The sequence below is a fragment of the Immundisolibacter sp. genome (assembly GCF_050250495.1).
Lineage (GTDB): Bacteria > Pseudomonadota > Gammaproteobacteria > Immundisolibacterales > Immundisolibacteraceae > Immundisolibacter.
This window is the reverse complement of the sequence record NZ_JBFWOM010000004.1, coordinates 80,552-96,294: the sequence shown is the minus strand read 5'-3', so window position 1 is coordinate 96,294 and position 15,743 is coordinate 80,552. Positions and strand designations below refer to the sequence as shown.

Annotated in this window: 12 protein-coding genes; 6 read left to right on the top strand and 6 right to left on the bottom strand. The window is 67.0% G+C overall.

Annotated elements, in window-relative coordinates; translation table 11 throughout:
* Positions 1 to 5 precede the first annotated feature (5 nt).
* Both AB7F93_RS04770 and AB7F93_RS04765 read left to right on the top strand, forming a co-directional pair.
* Positions 6 to 1,331 carry an aromatic ring-hydroxylating oxygenase subunit alpha gene (locus tag AB7F93_RS04770; RefSeq protein ID WP_428301739.1) on the top strand — a complete coding sequence of 442 codons (1,326 nt, stop codon included), beginning with the start codon at positions 6 to 8 and terminating at the stop codon, positions 1,329 to 1,331.
* The gene (locus tag AB7F93_RS04765) at positions 1,328 to 1,870 is read left to right on the top strand and encodes an aromatic-ring-hydroxylating dioxygenase subunit beta (RefSeq protein ID WP_428301738.1); all 543 of its coding nucleotides are present in this window, start codon (positions 1,328 to 1,330) and stop codon (positions 1,868 to 1,870) included. The genes AB7F93_RS04770 and AB7F93_RS04765 overlap by 4 nt, the downstream gene beginning before the upstream one ends.
* Before the next feature lie 174 nt (positions 1,871 to 2,044).
* Here AB7F93_RS04765 and hcp read toward each other — a convergent pair whose 3' ends face one another.
* Positions 2,045 to 3,706 carry a hydroxylamine reductase gene (hcp, locus tag AB7F93_RS04760; protein ID WP_428301737.1) on the bottom strand — a complete coding sequence of 554 codons (1,662 nt, stop codon included), beginning with the start codon at positions 3,704 to 3,706 and terminating at the stop codon, positions 2,045 to 2,047.
* Positions 3,707 to 3,833: 127 nt separating this feature from the next.
* Between hcp and AB7F93_RS04755 the strand changes: the two genes are divergently transcribed.
* Both AB7F93_RS04755 and AB7F93_RS04750 read left to right on the top strand, forming a co-directional pair.
* Positions 3,834 to 4,346: an Rrf2 family transcriptional regulator gene (locus AB7F93_RS04755; protein WP_428301736.1), complete on the top strand. Its 513-nt coding sequence runs from the start codon at positions 3,834 to 3,836 to the stop codon at positions 4,344 to 4,346.
* Between the two features lie 90 nt (positions 4,347 to 4,436).
* Positions 4,437 to 5,045 (top strand): DUF2058 domain-containing protein, encoded by a 609-nt coding sequence (locus tag AB7F93_RS04750; protein WP_428301735.1) that lies wholly within the window; start codon positions 4,437 to 4,439, stop codon positions 5,043 to 5,045.
* Between the two features lie 90 nt (positions 5,046 to 5,135).
* Here AB7F93_RS04750 and aqpZ read toward each other — a convergent pair whose 3' ends face one another.
* Entirely contained in the window at positions 5,136 to 5,825 is a 690-nt protein-coding gene (gene aqpZ, locus AB7F93_RS04745; protein ID WP_428301817.1) for an aquaporin Z, read from the bottom strand.
* A gap of 285 nt (positions 5,826 to 6,110) precedes the next feature.
* On the opposite strand from aqpZ, the gene AB7F93_RS04740 reads away from it, so the two are divergent.
* Positions 6,111 to 7,307, top strand: coding sequence for an aromatic ring-hydroxylating oxygenase subunit alpha (locus AB7F93_RS04740; protein WP_428301734.1), 1,197 nt, complete (start codon positions 6,111 to 6,113; stop codon positions 7,305 to 7,307).
* The gene (locus AB7F93_RS04735) at positions 7,307 to 7,636 is read left to right on the top strand and encodes a hypothetical protein (RefSeq protein ID WP_428301733.1); all 330 of its coding nucleotides are present in this window, start codon (positions 7,307 to 7,309) and stop codon (positions 7,634 to 7,636) included. The genes AB7F93_RS04740 and AB7F93_RS04735 overlap by 1 nt, the downstream gene beginning before the upstream one ends.
* 45 nt (positions 7,637 to 7,681) lie before the next feature.
* Here the strand turns inward: AB7F93_RS04735 and AB7F93_RS04730 are convergent, their stop codons facing one another.
* Genes AB7F93_RS04730 through AB7F93_RS04715 form a run of 4 tightly spaced genes read right to left on the bottom strand, consistent with a single transcriptional unit; the run spans position 7,682 to position 15,737 of the window.
* On the bottom strand, positions 7,682 to 11,776 hold the full coding sequence (locus AB7F93_RS04730) for an EAL domain-containing protein (protein ID WP_428301732.1): 4,095 nt from the start codon (positions 11,774 to 11,776) through the stop codon (positions 7,682 to 7,684).
* A 23-nt stretch (positions 11,777 to 11,799) separates the two neighbouring features.
* The gene (locus AB7F93_RS04725) at positions 11,800 to 12,738 is read right to left on the bottom strand and encodes an ABC transporter substrate binding protein (RefSeq protein ID WP_428301731.1); all 939 of its coding nucleotides are present in this window, start codon (positions 12,736 to 12,738) and stop codon (positions 11,800 to 11,802) included.
* Between the two features lie 33 nt (positions 12,739 to 12,771).
* Positions 12,772 to 14,913, bottom strand: a complete 2,142-nt coding sequence (locus AB7F93_RS04720) for a TonB-dependent receptor plug domain-containing protein (RefSeq protein ID WP_428301730.1) — start codon at positions 14,911 to 14,913, stop codon at positions 12,772 to 12,774.
* Between the two features lie 29 nt (positions 14,914 to 14,942).
* Positions 14,943 to 15,737, bottom strand: a complete 795-nt coding sequence (locus AB7F93_RS04715) for a hypothetical protein (RefSeq protein WP_428301729.1) — start codon at positions 15,735 to 15,737, stop codon at positions 14,943 to 14,945.
* Positions 15,738 to 15,743 lie beyond the last annotated feature (6 nt).

Genomic DNA, 15,743 nt, shown 5'->3' with positions numbered 1-15,743 from the left:
CGGACGTGAATCAACCGCGAGACACGCTGCGCACCCACGGCGACTGGGTGGACGTGGAGGCCGGCACGGCCGCGCGCGCCATCTTTACCGACGAGGCCATCTGGCAACTGGAGCAGGAACGCATCTTCGCGAAGAGCTGGCTGTTCCTGGCGCACGAAACGGAGATTCCGCAGCCCGGTGATTACGTCACCCGGCAACTGAGCCGTGACCCGGTGCTGGTGGTGCGCGGCGATGACGGCCGCATCCGCGCCTTCCACAACAGCTGCTCCCACCGCGGCACGCAGCTGTGCCGGGCCGACGCCGGCAACGCCAAGACCTTTCGCTGTCCCTACCACGGCTGGGTGTTTGGCCTGGACGGCAGCCTCAAGCAGGCGGCGTACCCGCCCGAGATCGCCGCCCTGGTGGGCCAGGCCGGCGACAACCTGATCCCGATGGCCAAGGTGGCCACCTATGCCGGCCTCATCTTCGGCACCTGGGACGCGGACGCGCCGTCGCTCGACGACTACCTCGGCGACTCGCGCTTCTACATCGATCTTTTCGCCAATCGCAGCCCGGCCGGCATGGAGGTGCTGGGTCCGCCGCAGCGCTGGGTGTTCAAGGCCAACTGGAAGCTCGGCGCGCTCAACTTCGGCGCCGATGGCCCGCACGCGGCGAGCGTGCATGGCCCGATCACCTACCTCACCCTGAACGTGCCGCAGGACGTGGTGGTGCAGCAGCTGATGCACAGCCCGGCGGTGGTCATCGGCAAGGGCCACAGCTGCATCTTCCTGGAGCTGCCGCCGGACGCGCCGGACTACGCCGGCTTCTCGCCGGACCTGGTGCCGCTGTACCGGCAGGTGCTCAACGCCAACCAGCAGCACTTCATGGCGCGCGGCCTGACCAAGGTGATGACCAACTTCCCGAACACGTCCTGGGTGGAAAGCTCGGTGCGCTTCGATGGCAAGTCCGCGCCGGTGCCGTTCTGCAACCTGCGCACCTGGCAGCCGCTCGGCGCGCAGGAAACGGAGGTCTGGAACTGGCTGCTGATCGAGAAGGAAGCCGCCGAGGAGTTCAAGCAGGCGAGCTACGAGATCGGCATCCGCACCTTCAGTGTCGGCGGCACGTTCGATCAGGACGACGCCGAGGCCTGGGCTGCCATCAATCGCGGCTGCCGCGGCACGATCGGCACGCGTTATCCGGTCGACTTCCGCGGCACGCGCTACTACCGCGACAAGCCGATTGCGGACTTCAAGGGGCCCGGTACGGCGTACCCGTCGACCTATTCCGAGATGTCCGAATTCGCGCTGCTGATGCACTGGCAAAAGATGATGCGCGGGGAGGCGCCGGCATGAATGCACCCACGCTGCAACGCGCCACGCCGCAGGGCACGCCGCTCGATGACGCGGACTTTCGCGCCGTGTACGAGTTCCTGAATCACGAGTCCGACTGCCTGGGCTGCGGCGACCTGCCGGCCTGGCAGGCGCTGCTGGCGCCGCAGATTCGGTACCGGGTGATGGCGCCGGCCTTTCTCGACGCTGCCCGGCCGCGCCATTACGGTCGCGGCACGCCGTATTTCGACGACGACGCCGACAGCCTCGCCATCCGCGTGCGCCAGCTGAGCACGCCGAGCTTCACCATCGCCGAGAACCCGCCGACCATCGCCCGGCACTTCGTGACCAACATCCGCGCAAGCCGCGTCGCGGACGGCATCGAGGCGCTCAGCAACGTGCTGGTGTTGCGGGTGCGCTCGACCGAGCCGGAGCCGGCCATCCTGAGCGCGCGGCGGGTTGACCTGCTGGTGCAGACGCCGGAGGGACTGCGGCTGGCGTCGCGTCTCGCGCAGCTCGATCAGGTGAGCGTACGCCAGCCGAACCTCAGTTTTTTCATTTGACGGGAAAGCCCACGTCCGGCGCGGCCACGGCGTTTGCCCTGCCCACGGGATGGGGTAGTCCGGTCCGGTAGCCGTGGCCGTTCCTCCCACCCCCGCCCAGAGCCGATTCCGCGGCGGTTGCAACAGGACGAGAACCCGGCGCCAAACAATCTGGCGCCGGGGGTGACGGCCGCGTCAGGCGGCGCTCAACATTTGAGCGAGGTCAGCCTTGGGCTCGCCGATCGGCGTCAGTCCAAACGTATCGACCAGCACCTGCAGCACCGGCGGCGTCAGGAACGCCGGCAGGCTCGGCCCGAGGCGGATGGTGCGCACGCCAAGGTGCAGCAGCGTCAGCAGCACCGCCACGGCCTTCTGTTCGAGCCACGACAGCACCAGCGACAGCGGCAGGTCGTTCACGCCGCAGTCGAAGGCGTCGGCCAGCGCGAGCGCAATCTGGATGGCCGAGTAGCTGTCGTTGCACTGGCCGACATCCAGCAGGCGCGGCAGGCCGCCGATGTTGCCGAAGTCGTGGTCGTTGAAGCGGTACTTGGCGCAGCCGAGCGTCAGGATGGCGCAGTCCTGCGGCACCTGTTCGGCAAGCTCCGTGTAGTAGTTGCGGCCGGGCTTGGCGCCGTCGCAGCCGCCGATCAAAAAGAAATGCTTGAGCGCGCCGGACTTGACGGCGCCGACCACCTGCTCGGCGGCGCCGAGCACGGTGTTGCGCGCAAAGCCGACCGTGACGTGGCGGGGCGCGGAGTCGGCCGCGAAGCCGGGCGCGGCGAGCGCGGCGTCGATCACCGGCCGGTAGTTGCCGTCTGCGACGTGCGGGATGTCCGCCCAGCCGACCGGGCCGCTGGTGAAAATCCGCCCGCGGTAGGCCGCCTGCGGCTCGATGAGGCAGTTCGATGTCATCACGATGGCGCCGGGGAAGTCGGCGAACTCGGTCTGCTGGTTCTGCCAGGCGGTGCCGTAGTTGCCGGCCAGGTGCGCAAAGCGCTTCAGGCCCGGGTAGGCGTGCGCCGGCAGCAGCTCGCCGTGGGTGTACACGTGGATGCCCTGGCCCTGCGACTGCTCCAGGATCTGTTCCAGATGCCGCAGGTCGTGTCCGCTGACCAGGATGGCCTTGCCGGCGCGCGGCGTGGTGCGGACTTCGGTCGGCTCCGGGTGGCCGTAGCGGCCGGTGGCGGCGGCATCCAGGCTCTGCATCACGCGGTAGTTGAGGGCGCCGACGTCGAGCGCGCGGCCCAGCAGGTCGTTCACGTCCGCCGGGTTCTCGGCCAGGAAGTTCAGCAGGCGGTGGAACTCGGCGTAGATGGCCGGATCGTCCTGCTGCAGCACGTGCGCGTGCTCGAAGTAGGCCGCCGCGCCCTTGATGCCGTACAGCACCAGCGCCCGCAGGCCGATGATGTCGGCGCCGTCGCGCTCCAGGCCCACGGTGATGGCGCCCTGGCCGGCGTTGGCGAGCAGTTGATCGAGCGCCTTGCCGGGGTCGTAGCTGGCTGGACCTGCGAGGCTTTCCGGCGTGCGGCCTGCCGCGGCGCAGGCGGCCTCGTAGCAGGCGCGGGCGCGCTCGCGCACGGCGGTGGCCTTGCCGATCAGCGCCGTGAAGCGCGCCGGGTCGAAGTTGACGTTGGTGAGCGTGGTGAACAGGCTCTCGATGACGAACACGTCGACGTCCCGGTCGCGCGCGCCAAGCTGCGCCGCCCGGTGGGCGTACATCGAGATGCCTTTGCACAGGTAGATCAGCAGATCCTGCAGGTCGGACGTGGCGGCGTCCTTGCCGCAGGTGCCGACGCTGTTGGCGCAGCCATCGCCGCGGCGGCTGCGCGTGGTCTGTTCGCACTGGTAACAAAACATGGGGCTCTCCGGGCTGGTGCGGGCCGCCCGGCCGGGCGACTTAAGATGCATCCTGAATGCATCATTAAGGGCAGGCCTTGACGCCGGTCAGGTTCCGCGTCCAGCCGCAAATCGAAGCTGCCCAATAATGCGTCGCGCCGCCACCGAGATCGCCCACATGCAACTGACGCTGTTCACCGACTACTGCTTTCGGGTGCTGATCTACCTCGCCCAGCAGCCGCAGCGGCGGGTCACGATCACGGAACTCAGCGACTACTACGGCATCTCGCGCCACCACCTAGTGAAGGTGGTGCACTGGCTGGGGCGCCACGGCTACGTGAGCACCAGCCGCGGCAAGCAGGGCGGGCTGCGGCTGGCGCGGCCCGCGCAGGACATCAACATCGGTGCCGTGGCGCGCGCTACGGAGCCCGGCTTCGATCTGGTCGAGTGTTTCAACGCCGCCACCAACACCTGCCGCATCCTGCCGCAGTGCGGCCTGGCTGGCGTGCTGATGGGCGCGACGCGCGCGTTTCTGGCGGAACTCGACCGCTACACGCTGGCCGACATGACGGTGCGTGCGCTGCCGGCGGCGGCGGCGGAGGAGGTGCCCCTGAGGCAGCGCCCGGGCGGCCTGCGCAAGGCGGGCTCGCCGCGCGCTTGAGGCGTCGTCGCCGTTAGCGATGGGCGAGTCGACGATAATCGGCGCCGTGGTGGCCGGTGCGGGGGCGTTCGTTGTCCGCGCGGGCACCGGATGCGGACATCAACTTTGCAAGGTGGCGGGCGTCGCCGCTGCGCCGGGACGACAATGGCTAAACAGCAAAACGGTGGAAAGATCGTGAATCCGCTGCAGGCGCAGCTGCTGAAAGCCGGGCTGGCGAAGCCCGAGCAGTTGCGCCGGGCCGAGCAACAGAAGCGGGATGCTGCCAAGCGCGGCGAGAAACCGCCGACCGTGGACCGCGCCCAGCAGCAGGCGCAGCAGAAGGCCGACGCGGACCGCGAGCGCAACCGCAAGCGCGACGAGCAGCTGGCGCGCAAGGCGCTGGCGGCGGAGATTCGGCAGCTTGTAGAGGCGCACCGGCTCGACCGACGCGGCGCCGAGTCGGCGTATCAGTTTCTGGACGGCAGCAAGATCCGCAAATTGCCGCTGCATGAGGCGCAGCGTCAGCAGGTGCTGAAGGGCGCGCTCGCGATCGTGCGTTTCGGCGGCGGTTTCGAGCTGGTGCCCCCGCCGATTGCCGAGAAGATCGCCCAGCGCGACGCCGCGCGGGTGGTGAATCTGAACCCCTCAGCGGATCAGCCGGCCGACGGAGCCGCCGACCCCTACGCCGATTTCCCGGTCCCGGACGATCTGGTGTGGTGACGGCGTAGCGGCCTGGCCGCTACGCCGTCAGGCATCAGCACCCAGGAGCAAGCGCGGACCTGAGTCGCGGCCTGCTCGCGGCAGGTGCCCTCAGCGATCCTCAGACCCGATCCACCGATACGCCAGCGCGCCGAGCAGCGCGCCCACGATCGGCGCGACCCAGAACAGCCACAGTTGCTGGATCGCCCAGCCGCCGGCAAACAGCGCGACGCCCGTGCTGCGTGCGGGGTTCACCGAGGTGTTGGTCACCGGGATGCTGATCAGGTGGATCAGCGTCAGCGCCAGACCGATCGCGATCGGCGCGAAGCCGGCCGGTGCGCGCTTGTCGGTGGCGCCGAGGATGACGATGAGGAAGAACATGGTCATCACGACTTCCGTCACCAACGCCGCGAGCAGCGAATACTGCCCCGGCGAGTGCGCACCGTAGCCGTTCGACGCGAAGCCGGCGCTGGCATCGAAGCCCGCGGCGCCGCTGGCGATGATGTACAGCACGCCCCCGGCGCACAGGCCGCCGATCACCTGCGCCACGATGTAGGGCAGCAGCTGCGATGCCGGAAAGCGCCCGCCTGCCCACAGCCCGATGGATACCGCCGGGTTCAGATGGCAGCCTGAGATGTGGCCGATGGCGAACGCCATGGTCAGTACGGTCAGGCCGAACGCCAGCGACACGCCGTGCAGACCGATGCCGACGTCCGGAAAGGCAGCCGCGAGCACTGCGCTGCCACAACCACCCAAGATCAGCCAGAACGTGCCGAGAAATTCCGCGCCGAGTGCTTTCATCGTTGAGGCCTCCAAGGCTGAAAGGCTGCGCAGGACCGGCGTCCGGGCAGCATGTGGCACGTGCCCGGTGCCAGGGTGGGCCGATTGCAGCGTCGACCCCAACGGCCTTTTACGCTGCCTTGTGCAGATCTGTCCAGTTCGGTACCGGCAGCGTTTGTCTGTTGGTTGCGTGTGCCTTGGCGCAGGCCCGGCGAATGCTTGCCAAACGATCGTTGACTGGCCACTATCTGGACTTCTCTAGTGCGCCGGCCGCGGCGCGTGTTATCGAAATCACGGAGAACCCCGATGGGCGCCACCGAACAGCCGTTTGTCACCAAATACCCCACTGACGTCCCGGCAATGGGCGACGGACCGTTGCCGGTCGAGCCCTATGTCAGCCGGGCATTTTTCGAGCGCGAGCGCGAGAAGGTATTCAAGCGAGCCTGGCTGCAGGTGGCGCGCGAGGAGGACATTCCGAATCCCGGCGACTACCGCGTGGTCGATCTGGAGGTGCTCGGCTGGTCGGTGATCCTGACGCGCGGCGCGGACGGCGACCTGCGCGCGTTCCACAACATCTGCACGCACCGCGGCAACAAGGTGGCGCAGCAGCCAAGCGGCAACGCCAGGGGCTTCACCTGCGGTTTCCACGGCTGGGTTTACGGTAACGACGGGGAACTGAAGCACATGGCCGGGGAGGAGTACTTCCCGCCCGGCACGGACCGCTGCAAGCTCGGGCTGATGCCGGTCACGATGGATACGTGGAACGGTTTCGTGTTCGTGCACGCGCAGGCAAAGCCGGCGCAGAGCCTGCGCGAGTACCTGGGCGGCATGGCCGACCAGATCGACCATTTCCCGTTCGACCGCTGCACGCGCATTGCCCGCTACGAGGCAACGCCGCGGGTGAACTGGAAGGTCGCCATCGATGCCTTCCAGGAGGCGTTCCACGCCATCATGGTGCACCGCGCGTCGCTGCCGAATTCGGCGGCCGCGCCGCAGAACCCGAGCGCGGCGCTGACCTCGGCGCGCTTCCACGGGCCGCACCGGTCGCTGTCCGCGTGGGCCAATCCCAACTACCGCCCACCCGAAGTCGGCATGATCGTCGGCAAGTACGGGCCGACGTTTGCCACCGCCAAGGACCAGTTCCCGGGCATCAACCCGAACGCGGACGACAACTGGTGGTTCGACATCAACGTGTTCTTTCCGAACTTTTTCTGCGACACCGGGCCCGGTTGGTACTTCACCTACAACTTCTGGCCGATCTCGGAGAACCGCACCCGCTGGACCATGGACATTTACCAGCTGCGGGCCGAGCACGCCGGCGGCCTGCTGGCGCAGGAGCACACCAAGATCCTGCTCAGAGATGCGGTGCTGGAGGACTTCAGCACGCTGGAGGCGACGCAGCAGATGATGGAGTCGGGCGCGCTGACGCACATCACCATCAGCGAGCTTGAAATCGCGCTGCGGCACCAGATGCACGTGATCAACCAGTGGCTGGCCGCCTGATGGCCGCCGAGCCGATGCTGCCGGCGCAGTTTGCCGCGTGGGAGCCGTTCGCGGCGGACTGGTGCCTGGCCACCGAGCACGAGCGGCGCGCGCGGCGCATGCACAGCACGCAGGGCGAGCTCGAACGCTTCTACAAGGCCGTGAAGCCGCGCCTGGATGAGGCGATCCAGTACCTGAACGGCTTTGCGCTGCACGATCTGCCGGCGCCGGAAACGAACCTGCTGAATCTCACCCTGTCGCTGGTGGAGATTTCGGTGGCGGTGGAGCTGTTCTTCAACCCCTGGCCGCTCGACGCGTGGCCGTGGCAGGAGTTCTCGGTCGCGTACTGACGGCCCTGGCGGCCGGCCGCCGATCGACTACGGTGGCGCGCCGACTCAGGAGCGCGCCTTGGGGTTCTTGATGACGCCGAGGCCAGCGACGTTCGGCCGCCGGTTGTTCTTGATCCAGGTCTCGATGCCGCCCGCCGTGGTCGGCGCGTGCAGCAGGTAGCCCTGGATCATGTCGCAGCCGCGCTCGCGCAGGTAGCGCAGCTGGGCGGCGGTCTCCACGCCCTCGCCGACGACTTCGAGGCCGAGGTTGTGGCCCATGTCGATCACGCCGTTGGTGATGGCGGCGTCGTGGGCGTTCTCGGGTAGTTCCGCCACGAACGAGCGGTCGATCTTCACCGTCTGCACGGGCAGGTGCTTCAGGTACCCGAGCGACGAGTACCCGGTGCCGAAGTCATCGATCGACAGCCGCACGCCAAGGCCGCGCAGGCGGCTCAGCACCTCGGCGGATGCTTCGAGGTTCCGCATCAGGGTGGTTTCGGTCACCTCGATTTCGAGGCGCTGCGGCGCGTGGTCGGTCTCCAGCAGCGCCCGCGCGACGGTGTCGACGAACTCGGGCGCCGCCAGCTGGTGGCCGGACACGTTGACCGCCATGCGCAGCGGCGGCAGCCCGTGCGCCTGCCACAGCCGGTTCTGCCGGCACGCTTCGCGCAGCACCCACTCGCCGATCGGCCCGATGAGGCCGGTGTCTTCCGCCAGCGGGATGAAGTCGAGCGGCGACACCAGGCCGCGCTGCGGATGCTGCCAGCGCACCAGTGCCTCGACGCCGGTGACCATACCGCTGGTGAGGTTCATCTGCGGCTGGTAGAACAGCACCAGCTCCGAGCGCTCGATGGCCTTGCGCAGGTCGGTTTCCATGTCCAGGCGCCGACGCACGGCCACACTCATGTGCGTCTGCCAGAAATGCTGCTGGCCGCCGCCGGCGGTCTTGGCCTGATTCAGCGCCGTCTCGGCGTGACGGATCAGGCTGTCGAGGTCGCGGTCGTCCGTGGGGTACAGGGCGATGCCGATGCTGGCGCTCAGCACCAGCTCCTGTTCATTGGCGTGCAGCGGCAGGGCGACACTGGCGAGCACCTTGTCGGCCACCAGCCGCGCCGTGTCGGCGGATTCCACCTCGAAGGCCAGCGCGAACTCGTCGCTGCCGACGCGCCCGAGCAGGTCGTCCGCGCGCAGCTGGCGGCGGATGCGGTCCGCAAGCTGCACCAGTACGTCGTCGGCCACGTCGTGGCCCAGGCTCTCGTTCAGGATCTTGAACCGATCAAGATCCAGCGCGATCACGGCCAGTTTGGTGTCGGCCCCGGCGCGCTCCAGCAGTTGACGCAGCCGCTCGCGGAACCCGGCCCGGTTGGGCAGCCCGGTCAGGGCGTCGTGATAGGCGAGGCGGTGCGCGTGTCGTTCCGAAGCTCCGGCTTCCAGCAGGCGGCTCACGCGCCGCCGCAGCACGCCAAAGTTGATCGGCTTGGTGATGAAGTCCGCGGCGCCGGCGCGGAATGCCCGCTCGACCGACACCTCATCCGCGAGGCTGGTAATCATCAGCACCGGCGTGCGCTGCGCCTGCGGCATGGCGAGCATCTGGCGGCAAGTGGTGAAGCCGTCCTGGCGCGGCAGGCGGGCGTCGAGCAGCACCAGATCCGGCCGCACGCGCGGGTACAGCTGCATGGCTTCTTCGCCGTCGCCGGCCTCGACCACGCGGTAGCCTTCCTGGTCCAGCACGCCGCGCAGGGCCAGCCGCGTGCTGCGGTCGTCTTCCACCAGCAGCACCGTGAACCCGGACTGGGGAATGTCGGCCGGGTTGCCCGCCAGCCGGGCGACTGTCCACTGCGCCAGCGCCTCGCGTGCGGCGTCGTGGCAGGAGTCGAAATCGTCGCTGAGGCGCGTCAGGCTGGCAAGGTCCGGAGTTGATCCGCCGGCCAGGTGCTCGATGCGGTCGGCGAGCTCGGCGATCTGTTCCGCACCGACGTTGCGGGCGCTGCCCTTGAGCGTGTGCGCGAGGCTGCGGATGCGTCCGGCATCGCCGGCCAGCACCGCCCCGCGCAGGTTCTGGAAGTACACCGCGGAGTCCGCGACGAAGGTGCGGATCACCGTCGGCAGCGCATCGCCGAGCGCGCTTTGCAATTCGCCAAGCAGCGCCGTGTTCACCACGGCGGCTGCGTGGGCCGCGTCGAGTGTGTCGGCGGGCTCCGGCTCGGCCGGTGCCGGCAGCGTCTCCGGCCCTGTCCACCGCGCCAACAGCAAGCGCACGGTGCGCAGCTGCATGGGCTTGGGCAGGGCGTCGTCCATGCCGGCCGCGTAGCACTGCTGGATCAGCTCGGCGTCGACATTGGCGGTCATGGCCACGATGGGGAGCCGCGCGCCGGGCGCCTCCTGGGCGCGGATTTGGCGGGTTGCCTCAAGCCCGTCCATGCCGGGCATGTTGCAGTCCATCAGGATCATGTCGTAGCGGCCCCGGGCCCACGCGTCGACCGCCGCCTGGCCGTCCGCGACCACCGTCACCTCGCAGCCGCAGGCTTCGAGCAGGCCCTTGGCGACGAGTTGATTGGTGGCGTTGTCTTCGGCCACCAGCACGTGCAGGCTGTCCGCCGGCTCCAGAGCCGCCGTCTCGACGCCCCTGTTCGTGTCGAAGTCGTCCGGGATCTGCGCGCGCTCAAGCGGCATCGAGAAACTGAACGTGCTGCCCTGTCCCGGGGTGCTGTGCACGTCGATCTCACCACCCATCAGTTCCACCAACTGGCGGGTGATGGTCAGGCCAAGACCCGAGCCACCGAACTGGCGCGTGGTGGAGCTGTCGGCCTGGGTGAAGGACTGGAAGATTCGGCCAATGTCCTGTTCGGCGATGCCGATGCCGGTGTCCGTCACCCGAAAGCGCACGCGGCTGCCGACGTCCGGCACGCAGTCGACCTCGACCGTGACACCGCCCGCGTTGGTGAACTTGACGGCGTTGCCGATGAGGTTGGTCACCACCTGGCCCAGGCGCACCGGGTCGCCCGTCACGAACTGCGGCACGTCGGGCGCGATGACGACGTCGAGGCTGATCTGCTTGTTGCGGGTTTGCAGCTCGAACAGGGCGGCCACTTCGCCAATTTTGGTGGGCAGGTCGAACGGAATGGCTTCGAGATCGACCCGGCCCGATTCCAGGCGCGAAAAATCCAGAATGTCGTTGATGAGGGTCAGCAGCGTGTGGCCGGATGCCTCGGCGATGGTCAGGCGCTCGCGCTGCTTGGCCGTGAGCTGCGTCTCACGCAGCAGGGTCAGCATGCCGAGCAGGCCGTTGAGCGGCGTGCGGATTTCGTGGCTCACGTTGGCGGTGAACTGCGCCTTAAGACGCGCGGCGCTGAGGGCGACGTCGCGGGCCTCGACCAGCTCACGGTCGCGCTCTTGCAGCCTGTCCATCATGCTGTTGAAGGCGTGCTCCATGCGGCGCACGTCCTCTGGGCCGGCAAGCCTTGCCCGCGCCGTGAGGTCGCCGGTCTCGGTCCTCGCCATCACCCGTGCGAGAGCCTGAATCGGTTGCGAGATGTGTTGCAGGATGTACAGCAGCGCCGGCAGCAGCACCAGCGCTGTCAGCGCGCTCATGGTTGCCGCGGATACGATGATGTCGCGGGCAATTTGCCGCAGCGCCGCCTTGCTCACGGCGACCGTCACCTGCCCCTGATACTGGGGGGGCGAGGCGGGTTCGCCGAACGCCGTCAACTCCGCGCTGGCGGCACCCACAAACACCGGTGCCTGGAACAGCCAGCGCTCGCTACCGTCCTCGACCATGCGCGCGGCCGTGGTGCTGGACCACGCTCCTTGCGGCTGCGGACGGGCGGCGCCGACGTTGCCTTCCTGCAGCAGCGTCGAGCCGTCGGCGTCATAGATGGCGACGCCGACCACATTCGGGAATCGCAGCAAGCCGTCGCTCGCCGTCCGAGCATTGTCCGGGGCACCGTACAGCAAGGCGAGGGTGGACTGCGCGGCGTACCGCTCCGCCAGCAAGCGTCCCTGGTTCAGCAGGTCGCCGCGTGCACGGTTGACGGAAATCCACGAAATGCCACCCGCGGCCAGTGCGGCCAGCAGCAATACGCCGGCCGCTGACACCAACATGATCAGCACGTCGCTGCGCAGGGCGGCGACTCGATCGATCAGCGGGCGCAGCGGGTTCATGGGGTCAATGGTCGCAGTGGGGCTCAGCGGGCCGGCAGCACAAGGTCATACCGCGCGAGTTCGGGCGCGATGCCAAGATGTTCCGCGGTGCGTCGGTTGATTGCGCTCTGTAGCTCACGGTTGGGCTCGAAGGTGAACGGCGCTCCGCCGGCATGGGCAAGCGCCAGGCGCGCCAGGTTCTCACCCATTGCCGTGTTGTCCGGATAAAGCGCGAACAGCACCCCGTGCGACACGTGCTGCACTGACCCCGAAAAAACCACGATATTGCGCGCCCAGGCCCGGCCAAGAATATCCGGCAGGGTCGAATCAGCCCCGATCAGCGCCGGATCCTGACTCAGCCACACCGCGTCAGTCTGGCTATCGGCGCGGTCGAGAATTTCTTGATAGCGCTGCGCGGCCGAGCGGGCGTTGTCGACGGCCACGACAACCAGCTTCAGCCTGGAGTGGCGGGCGGCCGCCTGCGCACGATCGAGCATCCAGCCGCTGCGCTCCGGGCGGTACAGCCAGTGCACCGTACGGATGGTCGGCAGCAGGGCGGTCAGATGCTTGAACAGCGCTTCCGGGTCGGTCTCCAGGCTCACTCCCGGTAGCGGCGGCATTCCGGTCGGCGCCACCACCGCGCCCGCCACCACGGGCAGGCGTGTGCGCAGCGCGTCGGCTGCCTGTGCAGCGGTGCCGCCCAGCGCGATCACCACCCGTTCTCCCTCCACTGTCAGCGCCGGCTGGCCCGGGTCGGCCCCGGATGGAATCTGCACCAGGCGCACGGAGGCGCTGCGGCGCATGCCATCGACAATCTGATACAGCACCGCCCGGTACGGTTCACTCACGTCCGGGACGATGGCAAGCACGTCCGCCGCCGCCGCGGACAGTCCGGTCGCGAGAAGCGCGGCGAACGCGATCAGCCGGCCAGGCAAACCCCGCCCGCGCAAGCCCCCGGCAATCCGCTGCGCCATGAGGTGCATTCGTTCAACCGAGCCAAGGGCAGGCCGGAGCGATCAAGGAAACGCCTTGCTGAGTTCTAAAAACACGTTGCGCCCGGCCATCGGCAGATCGTTCGGGATGAGCGCCGAGGCGCTGGGTTCGCGCACGTCGCTGTTGAAAAGGTTGCGGGCAGATAATCGCATGCCCCAGTCGTCGCCGAACAGCCGCTGCCCGCGCAGCGTGAGGTCGAACGATACGTAATCGTCGACTTTGGATCGGGTGTCCCCCGGCGCACGCTTGCGGTCGAACACTCCAACCGCCTGACTCGACACGCCCCACTGCGGCGTGAAGGTCCAGTCCGCCCGCGCGTACGCCAGGTGGGTCGGCGCGAAACCCACGTCGTCGTCGGCCGCTTCGTCGGTAGATTTCTGATAGGCGTAATTGCCGGACAGGCGCAGGCGCCGCGACGCCTGCCAGGACAGCTCCGCTTCCAGGCCGTAGCCGGTTTGTTTGCCGGTGTTTTGGGCGGTGGCGCTGGTGGCCGGCGCCGGATCGGTCGAAAAGCGGATGATGTCGTCCATGCGGTAGTAGAAAACGTTCACCGCCGCGCGGACGCCGCGGCCGGCATCCCAGTCGAAGCCGAGTTCAACTGTGTCGATGGTTTCGGGGTCCAGGGAGGGATTGCCGATATTGGCAGGGTTGTTGACGTTGTAAAGCTCGCCGAAAGACGGCGCGCGGAAGGCGCGGCCATAGAGCAGCTTGGTCGTCAGGGTATAGCTCGTCTGCCAGACCAGCGCCAATCGGGGATTCAGCGTGGTGCCAAAGTCGGAGTAATCATCCATCCGCAGACCGGCAGTCAGCGTCCAGTCGCGGCGGAAGTTCCATTCGTCCTGCAGAAAGGCGTACGCAACCGTGCGGTTTTCCTCGCGCACAAAGGCGGCAACATCGGTGACGTCGACAAGTCCGCCGAGCGGGAAGGGTACCGTGCCAAACGGAGGGCCAAGATCAACCACGGTGTAGTTTCGACTTTCTTCTACTTTGTACAGGTCTTCCTTGCGATATCCACCGCCGAGACGCAGCCGATGTTTGTCGATGCCAGTGTACAGGGCGCTCAACTCACCCCGGTAGTGACGCTCGTAGACGTCGGGATTGCCAATCACCCCGTTGGGGAAGCCGCCGGGGAATACCGTTCCGAAGGCACCTGGCGGGAATAAGGTCAGTCGCGCAACATTTTCGACATTGTAGTAGCTCAGAGTACCAGTCAGGCCAAGGCTTTTTCCGAACGATGCGTTGTCATAGCTCAGGTCGGCGCTCAAGCGCCGTCCGTCCCCACGCCCCGTCGGATCCAGTGCTTGGGCAACACCAGCGCCAACCCCGATGTCATTAACTTCCTGATAGCCCCCGCGAAGTCGCCAGAATCCGCGACTGATGTCAGCCCGTGCTTCGATATTGTCTGCGTTGAGATTAACTGCCGCCGGGGCGACAGATGCGTTTGACCCCAACACGCCATCCAGAAAAGTTTGAGCATCAGCAGTGATGGTGCGGCTCTGGCCATCGCTGCGTTGGCGTTCGAGATAAAAATAGGAGGCGAAGCCGCCCACATCGCCGCCCCATTGCGTGTATTGGTCATTTCGGTCGAACGAGCCTGCCCGGGCGCCGACTTCCAGGCCCCGCACGTCGGCCGCTGTCTTGGTGATGATGTTGATCACGCCCGAAAAGGCGTCCGCGCCGTACAACGCCGAGCCAGGGCCTCGGATGACCTCGATACGCGCGATGCCGGTCACCGGCATGCGGCCCCATGAGGAACCCAGCGAGCCGTCAAATACGTTCTTGATCGGCAGGCCGTTGATCAATACGAGGATCTGCGGATTGCTCTGGGTATGAATGCCTCTGACCGAGAAAATCGGCTTGTATCCGACACCAGACACGCCCACGTGCAGTCCAGGAATGGTTTCCAGCACTTCGTTCAGTTCCGTGGCGCCGATGGCCGCCATGTCTTCCGCTGTGACAACGCTTGCAATGGCGGGGCTTTGGCGCAGTGGTTGCGTAATGCCGGTAGCAATGCTCACCATCTCGGCACTGCCGTAAATTTCGGCGAGCGCCGCTTCGTCATCGGTCTGCGCACTGACGTAGAAGCTGGCGAAGCCGCCGAGCGTAGAAAATAAAGTCGCGACAATGTAGTGACCGCGTCGCTTCAGTACATTTTCCAGCGGCATAACCGGACTCCATGAAAAGCTTGGCAGTGTTACCAGCCGCGCCGAGACGGGCCTTGGTAAGCGATGCGATCACACCGCAATGGGAATAATGCTCCCGGTGGGTGAGCGCGCGCGTCCATGTGGCAAACAATCTGACCGGCGCTGAACGCGAGCAGAGTCGCGTAGTTGTATTCGGTGGTCGTGAGGCCTTGGTCGGCATAAAGCGCCGCTGCGATCGCCGCGACGTTCATGCCCATGCGGTAATCCTTCAGTACCTCGGCGACCTCAACAGACAGTTGCGTGTAGGGCCCACCCCACAGACTGAGTCGCTTTGCCAAACGCTCGGCAGGCGCCAAACGTTCATCCACGCTGCGGATGGGTCTGCCGTAGCCGGGGATGGTGCGATGGGTTTTCAGCTCGCGAGTAATAAAATCCTCAAGTACTGTGCCGTGTTCATGGGCCGCGTGTGCCCGTTGCAGGAAATCGAAAGCCCCGATCATTGGCCGCTGGCCATAGATGGCGGCGTCGGTCACTGCAATCGCTGCGCCCAGTGACAATCCACCCGGGCTGCGCGTACTTCCGCCCAGCGCTGCGACCCGGTTGTTCCAGATGCGCGGCTCCGGGTAGCTGACGGAGATTTTCCACAAGCCCTGAAACAGTTCGAGCTGGGCCTGGCTGAAGCGGCGTCCGGTGATGCCATACATCAGCAGGTCCATCCAGCTCAGGTCTTCGAGCGCGTTCAGCAGGTCGTGCCCGCGGAACGTGACCGTTCCATCGACGACAGAAACGCCGCCGAGCTCGGTCGGCCAGTGGTCTTCGTACTCAAGAAGTGTGGCGTTGGTCATGGCACG